We start from the raw sequence: 11,255 nt of genomic DNA, 5'->3' as shown, positions 1-11,255 counted from the left end.
AGAAGGACGTTTATCGGAAGTTACCTGCTCATGCACTAGCGCAGTCGCGTTTTCGCGTAGTTATGTGAGCACATAATCGCAGGGCTATTGCATCGGGGGGGGGCGGGGTTGGCTCGGGTTTCCATTCCACTCGCTGGCTTGCTTCCTCTTCGTAGCCTACGCTTGGCGCCCAGCAGGAAGGTAGGCCATGGCGGAAAGCGCATCGAGTTTCATGCGAGATTGGATCTCGGAAAACATCCATAATGACCCGACATGGGGTGATAGAATAGGTGAGCGGACTGCTGCGGAAATAGTAAAACTGAAAGCGGACGCGCGAACAGCGGGTTTAGATCTAAGCGATCCAGAACTAGATGATGATTTGCTCCACGATGAGGTATGGGCGGCGATTGAAAATGTTTACGATCCCGAAGTTGGCGGGATCAAGGATTAGAGTTGCTAGGCGCAGCCAAAAGCTCTCCCTTAGTCCTGAACGAAGGCTAGGGGAGAAATATGACGCTTGCCCCCCGCGGCTGGGTCCGCTCCCGACCCTTTGGCGACCTTCGGAAGGTCCGGTTCCTGGCTATTGAGGTAGAGGCCAGCGTCCGGGATGGGTGGAGAGCAGTCTGGCTGCTTTCAGTGGTGTGCTGACATGCCCGTCGGGATGACGGGCACCGAACCCGTAGGTCGGTCGACCAAATCGACGGTCGACAAACCGACGCCTCAGTCGCGTGTCGCCGAGTGGTGGAACGCCACATGGCGTTCCATCCGACGGATCGCTTTTGGCCGATGAACCTGATCCTCCAGGGACGGCATCGCGACCGTTTCAGTTTGCGCCGAGTCGTCGGACGGCATCATGGCCGCACCTGCCGAGACGAAGCCGGCCATCGTCTTGACGTCCTCGGGCTGGCGAGGATCCCGTGCGATCAGTGCCGCTTCCTGCTGAAGGCGAAGGTTGCAGGCCTTGGACGCCAAAGCGCCGTTCGGCGTGCAGGCGTCGTGACGGGCACATGCGGCGTCGAGTGCATCGACGGGCGCCAACGGAGCGTTGTTGCCCGGTCCGCAATAATTCCCGTGAAGCATCGGGCTTGGCGGCGACGCCGATTGGGCCAGCGCGGGACCTGCAAGGCAGGTCAGGAGAAAAACCGAGGTCGAGAACTTGATGATCATCTTGAGGGTACCCTGATGCGTCTCACCCCCTCAGGTGGTTCGCAACGAGGCCCGCCGGACGGCGGACGTGTCGACATCGTCGGGAGACGGAGCCGGCACACCCGAGTTGGGAATATGCCGGCCGTCGCATCGACCTTTGGGACGAAGAAGCGGCTAGCTGGCGCGCTTGTTGGTCCGCGCCTCGGAGATTTCGGTGTAGCGCGTGTCGAAGGCGATCATCTCGTCGGTCATGCGCTTGAGCTCCGCGGCGTCCTCTTCGCGACCGAGGTGCTTGGCGGTGGACGCAAGGGTGCCATAGACGGCGATGTAGTAGTGGATCGAGATCTGGGCCGCGGCGACGCCGCTGGCGTCCTTCACCTCGGGGTCCTTAGCGGCGTCCATCGTCTGGATGGTACCGGCCCGGATGCCTTCCATGATAACGTTGGGCATGCCGCCCGGCTGGCCTCCGGCATCCTTCAGGAGGCGCGAGATCGTCTCCGAGTGCCGTTCGGCGGCGGCGGCGCCTTCCTCGGCGATTTTCCGAAGCTCGGGATCGCTCAGGTCCTTAGTGGCCGCCTGCGCGGCCTCCTTGCCCTGCTCGTCGGCGCTTTTGATTGCCTGCAGGCCCGTGACGTACCAGTCGGCGTATGCGTTCTCTGCCATGTCGAATATCCCGGATCATTAAATGAACGGTAGCGTTCATTTAATGAAGCGTTTGGGGTGTCTGCTTGTTCCGGGGCCAGGGAGATAATTGTGAGTGAGCGGATCGAAGATCCGACCGGCATCGTGTCGGTTCGCCGACGGGGGCGGCCTCGCGCTGACCAAACGGGCGAGGTCGAGGCGAGGGTGCTCGACATCGCGACCCGTCTCTTCCTACAGCAGGGTTTCGACCGAACGACGTACGAGGGAATCGCGGAGCTGGCCCATGCCGGCAAGGCGACTCTGTACGCCCGCTACCCGACTAAGGAAGCGTTGTTCAAGGAGGTGGTCCGGCGCAGGGTGGCGCTCTCGCTCGCGCGGATCTCGGACGGTGGCGACGGCGGTACCGTCAGGGATAGGATACTGCGGGCGTGCGTCATGCTCGCCGACGAGACCTTCGTTCCGGACGTCATCGCGCTGATGCGTATCACCATCGTCGAGACGGAGCGCTTCCCCGACATGGCCCGGGCCTCCTACGAAATCGGGTTCGGGGGATGCGTCGGATGCGTCGCCGAGGCCATCGCCGGAGGCGTCCATGCGCCGGACCGGGTTTCTGCGGCCATCCCCATCGCCACTCGGATCGTTGAAATGGCGTTGCTACCGCTTCAGATCCACGCGCTCTACGGCGTCGATCTGGCCCCGCTGCGCGAGCGTGCCCGCCGTGACGTTTCAAGCGTCGTCGACATGGTGGCGGACGGCCTGATCCCGTTCGGGGAAACGGGTCCGGACGGGATGTCCGATTGGGGTGGGCCGGGCGTACGCTGACCTCGGGATCGACGCGACGCCCCCCAAAATGCCTTTATTGAAGGTGGTGCCATCACACGGCCAAGCCAAAGCGTTCCATGCGGCCGATCACCTATCATGGTGAGCGGCGACCGACCTGCGCGAGGGGGCGGAGCGCTGGTCGGTCGCCGTCATCACGAGGCCAGTGGCCCCGTGATCCCTGTCGCCCGAAGGGCTACCTGCGGATTGGTGCCAACCCTTTCCGGGATACCATCCCTACTATCCCGGCCGCCGCCGGCAGGCGCCGGTCTTCGCCGTCCTGGTCGAGGCCTTGCGCCGCCGAGGCTGACGGTCTGTCTCCCGTATCCAGGCAGCTCGGTAGGATACGGGCGTCATAATCGCCGGAAGCTGAGCGCAAGCTTCCTAATCCATGCTCACGACGCCCTTGCCGCCGATCCGGGTACGCGACATCAGACCCGCTAGGACCGATGTCCAAGGTGGGTGGTTTTCCGCTGTTCCGGTTTCGGGCGGCAGATGCATCGAAGCGGACATAGCCGCAGGGACCGCTCGCGACCCAACTTGGTAGTTGAAGGTCGTTTCTATCGTCCTCAGAAACGGACCTTCCCCGTAAAGGCTTACGGAATGGGCATGTGAGATTGTGTATCTTACGCCCAATATTTAATTCCATATGTTATGGACATCAAGCATCCAGCAACAATCACCGCCCGCCGCACCCATTCGGCTGGCAAAATCCTTATGAGATAACCTCCCATAAAGCCGCCTATAAGCGCTCCTAGCAACATAATAAAAGTTTCCGGCCAACTTATTGCGCCTTGAGTAATAAATATCGTCGTGGATGCGACGCTAACAACAGTCGCAAGTAGGTTTTTGAGCACCTTAACCGTGCGAATATCCCGGCTGACACTGATCGACAAAAGTGCAGTCAGGATGACACCGAGCCCCGCACCGAAGAAGCCGCCGTAGATGGAAGCCACTCCGATCACCGCAGGACCAGTCATTGTATCGACGGGTCTCGGGCCACGTTTCGCCTGGTGGGCCTGTATCGTTGGTGCGAACGCAAACAAGATCGTGGCGAACGCGATGAGCACCGGCACAGGGCCGGTGAACAAGGCTTCGGGAAGCCAGAGCAGGAGAAGTGCACCTGACGCGCCTCCGAGGAGGGATGCGGCAGTCAGCCACCCGAGGCGGCGGTCAAAGGGCGGCCATCGACCAGGGTCCGCGAGGACAGCGATAAGATGACCCGGCATGATGGCCACGGCATTCGAAGCATTGGCGATCACGGGAGGCAGGCCGACTTGGAGCATAGCTGGAAACGTGATCAGCGTCGCGCCGCCCGCTACCGCGTTGATCACGCCGCCGACCGCTCCTGCCCCCATCAGAAACAGTGCCGTCATCCAATCCATCACGCACCTCCAGCACCGGTTGTGATGGCTGCGAGACGAGATGTCTGGAACGTTTGTGACCGCTCTCAGGCAAGCTGGTAGCGGGAGGGGGTGGTCCCAAAGGCATGCCTGAACGAGCGGCCGAAATGGCTTTGGTCAGCAAAATCTGTCGCCGCAGCCACCTGTGCGGGGGGCGTACCCGTCCGTAGCATCTGACGGGCATTATTGAGGCGGAGCATGCGTCTGTAAGCATGAGGTGGCATGCCGTGGTGGCGCGAGAAGCGGCGCGTGAAACCCTCTCGGCTCAAGCCAGCCTGGGCTGCGACGCAAGCGATTGACGCAGCCCCGTTAGAGGAAGGCATATCTGGGAAGAGTTCCGCCAGCGGCCTCGTCATGCTCATCAGGGCTATGAAGTGGTCAGAGTGAACGTAGAGATTGAGGGATACCGTGTCTGGAGCACAATTAATCCCCCGGTGTGGGACACCAGCAGGTATGATGCAGGAGCTTCCAGCCGGTACATCGATGTAGCGGCCGCCGACCAGAAACTGACGCCAACCGGTTAGAACGAAGCTGATCTGCGCTTCTTGATGGAAATGCAGGACGAGAGATTTATTGTAGCCATCACAGCACACAGCCAGCTCGATATCTTGATTAATACTTGACCGCACGTAGCGCCATGACACGGAACCTCCTCCTCTCACATGATGGGACCGACTACACCCGTTGAGATAGTCCGCGACTGCGTTCAGGATGCCACCCCTCGCACAAACGTCCGCTTCACATGCTATCTCATCCAAGAGCGGACCGGCAAAAAGCCACCCCGAGCCGAAGTTGCCGGACGCTGGCTGGCGACCGCTTAGGAGAAGCGCCGACAGCGGTCCTAGCGGCTGGGTTGGGTCGGAGACGGAACGTCCGCTTCCGGGCGAAGGGTCTGGGTCTGCTCCCCACCCTTCTCGGACGCTTCGGATGGGTGCCATCCGTCAGGTTTTTATCACTGGAAGTGCCTGGCACCTGCATGCCACAGCCGGCCCCAAAATCGTACAGCCACATATCTACGCGCTTGCACGGTCGCGCAGTCATGTGACTACCTGACCGCATGAAAGTCCTTTGCTTCGCTAGCCAGAAGGGCGGCAGCGGCAAGAGCACGCTCGCCGCCTCCGTAGCAGTTGCTGCCCAGCAGGCCGGGGAGCGTGCCGTCGTCGTCGATCTGGACCCTCAGGGCTCCCTCGCGGAGTGGGGCCGGACGCGCGAGGCGAAAGGCATCATCTTCCGCGAGATCCAGCCAGCCGCTCTGGTCCGCTGGATCGCCGACACGCGGAAGATCAAGGGTGTGTCCCTGGTCATACTCGACACGGCCGGCACGTTCGGACCCGAGGTCGATACAGCCCTGAAGCAGTCCGATTTCATACTCGTCCCGGTCCGTCCGTCCGCGCTAGACCTTCGCGCAGCTCGGCCGACCGTGGAACGCATCGAAGCGCTGAAGCGACGGTTCGGCTTCGTGCTCAACGCTACAAACCCCGTCACTCAGGGACGGACCGCCGACGCTCTAGCCGCGCTTGAGGCCGGCGGCGTCGTCGCCCCTCCGGTCGCCGACCGGACCGACTTCCGGGACGCAGCCGCATCGGGGCTCGGCGTGACCGAGATCAACCCGACCGGGAAAGCAGCGGCCGAGATCGTCGCGCTATGGGAATGGACCAAGGCTCAGATGGAGACCACCGCGTGAGCAAGCCTCCGGTCCCAAAGCTCTCGGAGCAGGGCATCTTTCGGAAGTCACCTGATCACATAGCTACGCAGTCACCTGAAGATGTGCCTACGCAATTACGTGATGATGAGATCCCTGGCGGTAAGGGGCAGGGTAGGGCGGCGCGCGGCACGCGAGAGGGCGACGTTCACCGAAGCCTCTACGCGAAGCCCGAGACGTTCGACCTGATCCGCCGGCTGGCCTTCGAGACCAACACCACGGCCCAGGCGCTCTACCGCGAGGGGCTGTTCCTCATGCTCCAGAAGCGCGGGCACGCGAGAGGGAACGATCCCGAGGACATATAAACACACGAGCACGCAGCTATGTGATTACGTTGGTGCGTGATTTAATCTGCGCATCCCTCATCACCGTCGCGATCAGAGTATTCGCGTGGCGGGCCGGGCAGCTCTAAACGGCCAGGATGTCCGATGCTCCCATCCGCGGCCGCGCCCTCACCGCCCTCCGCGCCGTCGCTACCGCATCGCCCCAAGGCTTACGCCTTTCCGCCCATCCATCCGCCATGCCGGCGCTGATCGAACTCGGGCTGGTCGAGGAACGGCAAGCACGGTGGCCTTCGGCGAGGCCGGACGAGATGGCCCGGTTCCTCACACGATCCGGGCGGGATCTTATCCGGGCGCTGGGCAATGATGAGGCGAGATAACAAGCTCAGAGAATGCGTTAGCTTACATAGCTATGTGATTACATGAATGCGCGACCACATAGCTGCGTACCAGCTAGTACGCGGTCGGGTGCGTTCAAGCCGGCCGCCTAGCCTTACGACGGCCGCTCGGTGATTTTGCTTTGTGCTCGGCCAGAAGCCTTTCCACGACAAGAAGTGCGGATGCCCGTGCGGCCTCGAAATCCTCTTTCGTCGGGGATGGTTCAGGCTCTTGGTCGCTGATCGCCGGCAGCACCGATGCTTCCGCGCGTCGGGGCTTTGGCTTTCGCCGACATGCTTCGCGCATCTCTCCGATCGCCGCGAGGGTGGTGTAGATCCGGCCGCCGATCCGCTCATACCCGAGTTCACCGCGCCCGGCCGCGTTGCGCAGCGCCAGGCCCGAAACCGAGCCATCGGGGAAGGCGAGACGCGCGGCAACCTCCAGGAGTAACGGCGTCTCGTCGGTGATCTCCGATGCGTCGGGAATGCGGTGCGGTCTCTTCACCGCCCCACCACCATTTCAAGCAGCGCGACGCCAGCAGCCGCCACGACGTTGCCAGAGCCGCGCCAGGGAAGCGGTGCGAACGGGATAACCACGTGCTCGGCCACGACGACCGGCGGCACCGTCTCGGGCGCCTCGGCCTCCCGGTCCCCGCCGTTCCCATGCAGCCACACGATCTGGCTGCCGTGATGGTTCTCCGGAGCGGCGAGGGCGGGTTCCGTGTCCTCGGCGTCCGTGTCCCCGTCCAGGCGGTCGAGGATGCCGAGCAGGGTGTCGGCGGTGTCGAGGGCGGTCTGTGCCGCTTCCTCGATCTGAGCACGGATAGCGGCGGGCAATGCCGCCGAAGCGGGTTGCGCCTGCGGGGCGCGCGGACGGAAGGTCAGAACGTTGCTCATAGGTCAGGCTTTCACGCGCGGGGCGCCGGGGGCGGTTTCAGGCTTCGCGAGCCAGCCGCGGATTTCATCCGAGGTCACTTCAAGCCGCGGGATCGGCGAGAGCCCGGCCGCTGCGATCAGCCCGTGCAAGAGCGCCCGGCAGCGCGCGCTGTCTGCATCGGCGTCGCTCGCGTCCCAGGCCGCGCCTGCATCGTGCTCTAGGATCTGAGCTTTAAGCCCGAAGCCGAGAAGCGTGGTCGCCGGGAGAGCCATGGCGTGCCGAACGGCATCCTCACGGCCCAGGTTCGTGAAAAGGCGAACCCGATCAATCGCGTTGTCCAAATCATCGGGGCGCGGCAAGTCGGCCTCGTCCTCACGGGTCATGGCTTCATCGCTAACGCGGGCAAACCCCTCATATTCCGCGACTAGAGCCGTCAATCCGGCCTCCACGGTGGACAGGCTAGCGGGCGTCGCAAGGGCGGCAGGCTGATGATCTGCCGTGTCGGGTTCCGGCGCGTATTCGCCAAAGGCGAGGTTGCGGTAAGCGGTCGGCATCCAAGCGGCGCGACCGCTGCCATGGCATTCGAGACCGTAGGCGCCCGAGGCACGCGCGATCACGGCCGTGGCGTAGGCGAGGCGTTCGGCCTCAGTGGCGAGCGGAGTGTGAAGAAGCTCTAGGAACGCGGCGCGCTCTTGCTCGGCGCGGGCGTCGCACTCCTCCTTCCGCTGCCGAAGCTGCGAGCCGTAGCCGAGACGCCGCCTCAGGATGCGCGGATCGACGACGTGATCGAGAGCCTGTCCCAGGCCCTCGGCGCCGCGATCCAGCAGCCGCAGGAGCCCGCCTCCGACGATCCGGCCTCGACCTTCGAACGCTGGACCGTCCGCCCCCGGCGCACGCAGCAGACCTGAGCGTCTGCCGCTTCGGACCCCGACGTCACCGACCTTCGAGGACCGCCGTTGCCCCCGCAGCGGCGGTCCTTCGCGTTCGGCGGGCGACCTCAGTTGCGGATGATCACGCTGGCGCCGCCGTGGCTGCGGGCGAGGCTGAACAGCCGGCTGGCATGGCCGGGCGCGAGGCGGATGCAGCCGTGGCTGGCGCGCCGTCCGAGATGGCCCACCGCGTAGGTGCCGTGGATCGCGTAGCCGCCCCGGAAGAACATTGCGTGCGGCATCGGCGAGCCGTGATACTTGTGCGAGCGTCACATCGGTGCCATCAGCCCGACCCGGAAGTTGCCGTTCGGGGTGACGTAGCCGTTCCGTGCGGTCGAGACCGGCCAATCGTGCGAGAGCGCCCCGTCGACGTAGACGCGCATGCGTTGGCGCGACTGGTCGATCTGGGCGACGATGCCGGCGCTCGCGGGAACGACGAGGGCCAGGCTCAGGAGACCGCTCGCGGCGGTGAAGACGGCACGGACGAGGGGCACGACGAAGCTCCGGCGCTCGGGAAAGTCGGCCGACGGACGCGGACGTCCGGCGTCGACTTCGACGCGACCGCGATGACTTCAGTGCCCACTGTACTCTGCCGCGAAAAGACCGTTTTTCCTGTAGGAACAGGTTTTTGTCACACCTTCGGCGTGTCGAAATACTCAGCCGCCGTTGAGGCCCGAAGCCAACTTCGCTAGCCTCCGGCCAAATGGGAGGGTGCACGGCAAGCGTGCACGGGCGAGATTATGGCGCAGGCGATGCACGGTTCGACGAACGTAGCGGTGACCGAGAAGGCGATACGCCCGGATCCCTGGTACAAGGTGCTCTACATCCAGGTGCTGATCGCGATCGCGCTCGGCATCCTGCTCGGCTACCTCAGCCCCGATTGGGGCAAGTCGATGAAGTGGCTCGGCGACGGCTTCATCGCCCTGATCAAGATGATGATCGCGCCGATCATCTTCTGCACCATCGTGCACGGCATCGCCTCGATCGGCGACCTGAAGAAGGTCGGCCGCGTCGGCCTCAAGGCGCTGATCTATTTCGAGGTCGTCTCGAGCTTCGCGCTGCTGATCGGCATCATCGTCGGCGAGGTGGTCCGGCCGGGCGCAGGCTTCGGCGCCGACCTGTCCAAGCTCGATGCCAAGGCGGTCGAGGGCTACGCCAGCAAGGCGGCCGCCGACTCCACCGTCGCGCACATCCTCGGCCTGATCCCGAAGAGCTTCTTCGACGCGATGGCGACCGGCGACCTGCTGCAGGTGCTGCTAATCTCGATCCTCACCGGCTGCGTGCTGACCGGGATGGGCGCGAAGGGCGAGGCGATCACCAAAGGCATCGACGCGGCCGGCCAGGTGTTCTTCCGCATCATCGGGCTGATCGTGAAGCTCGCTCCCATCGGCGCGTTCGGCGCAATGGCCTTCACGGTGGGCCAGTACGGCATCGGCAAGGTCATCGACCTCGCCTGGCTGGTCGGCACCTTCTACACCACCTCGCTGCTGTTCATCTTCGTGGTGCTCGGCGGGATCGCGGCCTTCTGCGGCTTCTCGATCTTCAAGTTCCTCGCCTACATCAAGGACGAGCTCCTGATCGTCCTCGGCACCTCCTCGTCGGAGACGGTGCTGCCGCACATGATGACCAAGATGAAGCGCCTCGGCGCCTCGGATTCGGTCGTCGGCCTCGTGATCCCGACGGGCTACTCGTTCAATCTCGACGGCACCAACATCTACATGACGCTCACGACGCTGTTCCTGGCGCAGGCGGTGGGCGCGGACCTGACCTTCGGGCAGTACGCGACGATCTTCCTCGTCGCGATGCTGACCTCGAAGGGCGCCTCGGGCGTCACCGGCGCGGGCTTCATCACCCTGGCGGCGACGCTGGCCGCGATCCCGGGCACCCCGGTGCCGGTGGCGGCGATGACGCTGGTGCTCGGCGTCGACAAGTTCATGTCCGAGTGCCGCGCGCTGACCAACCTGATCGGCAACGGCGTCGCGACCGTGGTCGTCTCCCGCTGGGAGGGCGAGCTCGACAAGGCCAAGCTCAACCAGGTGATGGCGCACCCCGTCTCGATCGGCACGCACATCTCCGACGAGACGCCCGAGCCGATGACGGTCGAGAGCGGTCCGCGCGCGCCGAAGGTCGCCGCCGCGGAGTGAGCGCATCGCATACCGGGGCGGTTCACCGCCTCGGCATCGATCTCGGAGGCACCAAGACCGCCGGCATCGTCCTCGATGCCGGCGGTCGCGTTCTGGCCGAGGCCCGCGTTCCGACACCCCGGAACGATTACGCCGGCACGGTGCGGACGATCGCTGACCTCGTCGCCCGGCTGGAGGCGGCGGCGGGCGGCACCTGCACGGTCGGCATCGGGATGCCGGGCGCAACCTCGCCGGCCACCGGCCTCGTGAAGAACGCGAACTCGCACTGGCTCAACGGGCAACGGTTCGGTGCCGACCTCGAGACCGCGCTCGGGCGGTCCGTCCGCATCGAGAACGACGCGAACTGCCTCGCCGTGTCCGAGGCGGTCGACGGCGCAGGCGCCGGGGCGAGCCTGGTCTGGGCGGTGATCCTCGGGACCGGCGTCGGATCGGGCATCGCCTGGGATCGGCGCCCGCTCGCCGGCCGCGGCCGCATCACCGGGGAATGGGGCCACAACCCGCTGCCGCGGCCCGGCGACGACGAGCGGCCTGGGCCGGCCTGCTATTGCGGACGTCGCGGCTGCATCGAAATCTGGGTGTCGGGGCCGGGCCTCGCGGCCGACCACGCCCGCCGCACCGGGATCGCAGTCTCGGCCGAGGCGGTGGTCGCGGCGATGCGCGAGGGCGACGTCGTCGCGAAAGCGACCTTCGCCGCCTATCTCGACCGGCTTGGCCGCAGCGTCGCGCACGTGGTCAACATCCTCGATCCCGACGTCGTCGTGATCGGCGGCGGGCTCTCGCGGGTCCCGGAACTGATCGCCGGCCTGCCGGCGGCGACCGCACCGCACGTCTTCTCGGACCGCTTCGACACGCCGATCCGCGAGAGCCTGCATGGCGACGCCTCGGGCGTGCGCGGTGCAGCTTGGCTGTGGAACGCCGGATAGCGCGGCGCTCGCCCGCGACGCGCGAAAAGGCAC

General features: G+C 64.8%; 16 protein-coding genes and 1 pseudogene. 8 read left to right on the top strand and 9 right to left on the bottom strand.

Annotated elements, in window-relative coordinates; all coding sequences use genetic code 11:
• Positions 1–187 precede the first annotated feature (187 nt).
• Positions 188–430, top strand: coding sequence for a hypothetical protein (locus tag FV230_RS01165; RefSeq protein ID WP_147840894.1), 243 nt, complete (start codon positions 188–190; stop codon positions 428–430).
• 269 nt (positions 431–699) lie between these two features.
• On the opposite strand, the gene FV230_RS01160 is transcribed toward FV230_RS01165, so the two are convergent.
• Together FV230_RS01160 and FV230_RS01155 are read right to left on the bottom strand one after the other, a co-directional pair.
• Positions 700–1,146 carry a hypothetical protein gene (locus FV230_RS01160; RefSeq protein WP_243953560.1) on the bottom strand — a complete coding sequence of 149 codons (447 nt, stop codon included), beginning with the start codon at positions 1,144–1,146 and terminating at the stop codon, positions 700–702.
• A 153-nt stretch (positions 1,147–1,299) separates the two neighbouring features.
• Entirely contained in the window at positions 1,300–1,788 is a 489-nt protein-coding gene (locus FV230_RS01155) for a DUF892 family protein (protein ID WP_147840893.1), read from the bottom strand.
• A gap of 90 nt (positions 1,789–1,878) precedes the next feature.
• On the opposite strand from FV230_RS01155, the gene FV230_RS01150 reads away from it, so the two are divergent.
• Together FV230_RS01150 and FV230_RS30460 are read left to right on the top strand one after the other, a co-directional pair.
• Entirely contained in the window at positions 1,879–2,589 is a 711-nt protein-coding gene (locus tag FV230_RS01150) for a TetR/AcrR family transcriptional regulator (protein ID WP_187275337.1), read from the top strand.
• Positions 2,590–2,791: 202 nt separating this feature from the next.
• A pseudogene (locus FV230_RS30460) lies at positions 2,792–2,896 on the top strand (LysR family transcriptional regulator); the annotation flags it as partial.
• Between the two features lie 316 nt (positions 2,897–3,212).
• Here FV230_RS30460 and FV230_RS01145 read toward each other — a convergent pair.
• Positions 3,213–3,971, bottom strand: coding sequence for a sulfite exporter TauE/SafE family protein (locus tag FV230_RS01145; protein WP_082559464.1), 759 nt, complete (start codon positions 3,969–3,971; stop codon positions 3,213–3,215).
• Between the two features lie 65 nt (positions 3,972–4,036).
• Complete coding sequence (locus tag FV230_RS01140) at positions 4,037–4,633, bottom strand: AraC family transcriptional regulator (RefSeq protein WP_187275336.1); 597 nt, start codon at positions 4,631–4,633, stop codon at positions 4,037–4,039.
• A gap of 413 nt (positions 4,634–5,046) precedes the next feature.
• Here FV230_RS01140 and FV230_RS01135 point away from each other — a divergent pair, with 413 nt between their 5' ends.
• Complete coding sequence (locus FV230_RS01135) at positions 5,047–5,673, top strand: ParA family protein (RefSeq protein WP_147840890.1); 627 nt, start codon at positions 5,047–5,049, stop codon at positions 5,671–5,673.
• On the top strand, positions 5,670–5,996 hold the full coding sequence (locus tag FV230_RS01130) for a hypothetical protein (protein WP_147840889.1): 327 nt from the start codon (positions 5,670–5,672) through the stop codon (positions 5,994–5,996). The genes FV230_RS01135 and FV230_RS01130 overlap by 4 nt, the downstream gene beginning before the upstream one ends.
• Before the next feature lie 450 nt (positions 5,997–6,446).
• Here the strand turns inward: FV230_RS01130 and FV230_RS01120 are convergent, their stop codons facing one another.
• The 3 genes from FV230_RS01120 to FV230_RS01110 are packed head-to-tail and all read right to left on the bottom strand — an operon-like array spanning position 6,447 to position 7,843.
• Entirely contained in the window at positions 6,447–6,854 is a 408-nt protein-coding gene (locus FV230_RS01120) for a hypothetical protein (RefSeq protein WP_147840887.1), read from the bottom strand.
• A complete protein-coding gene (locus tag FV230_RS01115) occupies positions 6,851–7,246 on the bottom strand; it encodes a hypothetical protein (RefSeq protein WP_147840886.1) in 396 nt (131 codons plus the stop codon). The genes FV230_RS01120 and FV230_RS01115 overlap by 4 nt, the downstream gene beginning before the upstream one ends.
• A 3-nt stretch (positions 7,247–7,249) precedes the next feature.
• Entirely contained in the window at positions 7,250–7,843 is a 594-nt protein-coding gene (locus FV230_RS01110) for a hypothetical protein (RefSeq protein WP_147840885.1), read from the bottom strand.
• A 75-nt stretch (positions 7,844–7,918) separates the two neighbouring features.
• Between FV230_RS01110 and FV230_RS01105 the strand changes: the two genes are divergently transcribed.
• Positions 7,919–8,134, top strand: coding sequence for a hypothetical protein (locus tag FV230_RS01105; protein WP_147840884.1), 216 nt, complete (start codon positions 7,919–7,921; stop codon positions 8,132–8,134).
• A gap of 89 nt (positions 8,135–8,223) precedes the next feature.
• On the opposite strand, the gene FV230_RS31330 is transcribed toward FV230_RS01105, so the two are convergent.
• Together FV230_RS31330 and FV230_RS31325 are read right to left on the bottom strand one after the other, a co-directional pair.
• Complete coding sequence (locus tag FV230_RS31330) at positions 8,224–8,397, bottom strand: L,D-transpeptidase (RefSeq protein ID WP_348642116.1); 174 nt, start codon at positions 8,395–8,397, stop codon at positions 8,224–8,226.
• A 27-nt stretch (positions 8,398–8,424) separates the two neighbouring features.
• Positions 8,425–8,649: a L,D-transpeptidase gene (locus tag FV230_RS31325; RefSeq protein ID WP_348642115.1), complete on the bottom strand. Its 225-nt coding sequence runs from the start codon at positions 8,647–8,649 to the stop codon at positions 8,425–8,427.
• Between the two features lie 258 nt (positions 8,650–8,907).
• Here FV230_RS31325 and FV230_RS01095 point away from each other — a divergent pair, with 258 nt between their 5' ends.
• Positions 8,908–10,299: a dicarboxylate/amino acid:cation symporter gene (locus FV230_RS01095; RefSeq protein WP_147840883.1), complete on the top strand. Its 1,392-nt coding sequence runs from the start codon at positions 8,908–8,910 to the stop codon at positions 10,297–10,299.
• The gene (locus tag FV230_RS01090) at positions 10,296–11,222 is read left to right on the top strand and encodes an ROK family protein (RefSeq protein ID WP_147840882.1); all 927 of its coding nucleotides are present in this window, start codon (positions 10,296–10,298) and stop codon (positions 11,220–11,222) included. The genes FV230_RS01095 and FV230_RS01090 overlap by 4 nt, the downstream gene beginning before the upstream one ends.
• Positions 11,223–11,255 lie beyond the last annotated feature (33 nt).

This window comes from Methylobacterium sp. WL6 (assembly GCF_008040095.1).
In the GTDB taxonomy this organism is placed as follows: domain Bacteria; phylum Pseudomonadota; class Alphaproteobacteria; order Rhizobiales; family Beijerinckiaceae; genus Methylobacterium.
This window is presented reverse-complemented; position numbering and strand designations above follow the sequence as displayed.

Excerpts from the sequence above, each read along its gene's own strand:
- FV230_RS01165 (WP_147840894.1), top strand. The coding sequence starts at position 188 with ATGGCGGAAAGCGCATCGAGTTTCATGCGAGATTGGATCTCGGAAAAC.
- FV230_RS01160 (WP_243953560.1), bottom strand. The coding sequence starts at position 1,146 with ATGATCATCAAGTTCTCGACCTCGGTTTTTCTCCTGACCTGCCTTGCA.
- FV230_RS01155 (WP_147840893.1), bottom strand. The coding sequence starts at position 1,788 with ATGGCAGAGAACGCATACGCCGACTGGTACGTCACGGGCCTGCAGGCA.
- FV230_RS01145 (WP_082559464.1), bottom strand. The coding sequence starts at position 3,971 with ATGGATTGGATGACGGCACTGTTTCTGATGGGGGCAGGAGCGGTCGGC.
- FV230_RS01135 (WP_147840890.1), top strand. The coding sequence starts at position 5,047 with ATGAAAGTCCTTTGCTTCGCTAGCCAGAAGGGCGGCAGCGGCAAGAGC.
- FV230_RS01115 (WP_147840886.1), bottom strand. The coding sequence starts at position 7,246 with ATGAGCAACGTTCTGACCTTCCGTCCGCGCGCCCCGCAGGCGCAACCC.
- FV230_RS31330 (WP_348642116.1), bottom strand. The coding sequence starts at position 8,397 with ATGCCGCACGCAATGTTCTTCCGGGGCGGCTACGCGATCCACGGCACC.
- FV230_RS01095 (WP_147840883.1), top strand. The coding sequence starts at position 8,908 with ATGCACGGTTCGACGAACGTAGCGGTGACCGAGAAGGCGATACGCCCG.